Annotated in this window: 1 protein-coding gene; it reads left to right on the top strand. The window is 70.6% G+C overall.

Going from position 1 to position 1,328, the window contains the following annotated elements:
* Nucleotides 1–114 precede the first annotated feature (114 nt).
* Nucleotides 115–1,328 (top strand): N-acetylmuramoyl-L-alanine amidase (locus tag ACIBJE_RS31570; protein ID WP_396753931.1); only part of this gene is annotated, 1,214 nt, incomplete at its 3' end.

Genomic DNA, 1,328 nt, shown 5'->3' with positions numbered 1-1,328 from the left:
CGACGTCTACGTCGGACTCTCCACCGGCACCACCTTCCAACCCGGAACCAAATGGCACGACTACTTCGGCCTCAACGGCGAAACCACCCTCTGAGCCGCGAACGGGAGACCACCATGGCACCCACCAGACTCCCCTGGCGCGGGGGCGTCGCCGCCGTTCTCGTGGCAGCGCTGCTGAGCCCCGTCGCACCGGCCGCCCCCGCGACAGCCGGACCCACCAGCCCACTCGACGCGGCCTTCGCCCGTGCGGCCGGTGAATTCGACGTCCCGAAGGACCTGCTGGTCGCCGTCGGCTACGGCGAGACCCGGCTCGACGGACACGAGGGCCGCCCCAGCCAGGCCAACGGCTACGGCGTCATGCACCTGGTCAGCAACCCCCGCCAGCGCACCCTGGAACGGGCGGCCGAGCTGACCGGGCAACCGGTGACCACCCTCAAGTCGGTGACCTCGGCCAACATCAGGGGCGGCGCCGCCCTCCTGCGGGACCTCGCGGACACCGAGAAGCTGACCGCCGCCGACCGGGACCGGATCTCCGCCTGGTACCCGGTGGTCGCGCGGTACGCGCACGCCGCCGACGACGCGACGGCACGCCTGTACGCCGACCACGTCTACGACCTTCTGCACGCCGGCATCACCACGACCGCGGTACGGGTCGCGCCGCAGCAGGTCCAGCCGGACCTCGGCCGGTACGCCCGCGTCGCCCCCGCCGGATCGGCCACCTCGGGCGTCGGCGCGGCGGCGGTGCCGGAGTACCCGCCGGCCCGGTGGATCGCGGCCTACGGCGGCAACTACTCGGCCGGCCGATCCTCGCGGATCACCACCGTGGTGATCCACGTGACCCAGGGTTCGTACGCCGGCACGATCAGCTGGTTCCAGAACCCGTCGGCGGGAGTGAGCGCGCACTACGTGGTGAAGTCCAGCAACGGCGAGGTCACGCAGATGGTGCGTGAGGGCGACACCGCCTACCACGCGCGGTCGGGCAACCCGTACTCGGTGGGCATCGAGCACGAGGGCTACGTCGACAACCCGGCCTGGTTCACCGACGCGATGTACCGGTCGTCGGCCGCGCTGACCCGCTATCTCTGCGACAAGTACGGCCTGCCGAAGAACCGCACCGCGATCAAGGCCCACTACGAGATCCCCGGCAACGACCACACCGACCCCGGTCCGCACTGGAACTGGGACTACTACATCTCGCTGGTCAACGCCGGCGGTGGCTCCGGTGGTAAGTATCTGGCGGGGTCGCCGACGGACTTCACCGGTGACGGACGCGACGACATCGTCACCTTCACCCAGGGCACCCTCAACGACGTCTACGTCGCCACCTC

Source organism: Micromonospora sp. NPDC050187 (assembly GCF_044459745.1).
Lineage (GTDB): Bacteria > Actinomycetota > Actinomycetes > Mycobacteriales > Micromonosporaceae > Micromonospora.
The sequence above is the reverse complement of the archived record's forward strand: the minus strand, read 5'-3'. Positions and strand labels throughout refer to the sequence as shown.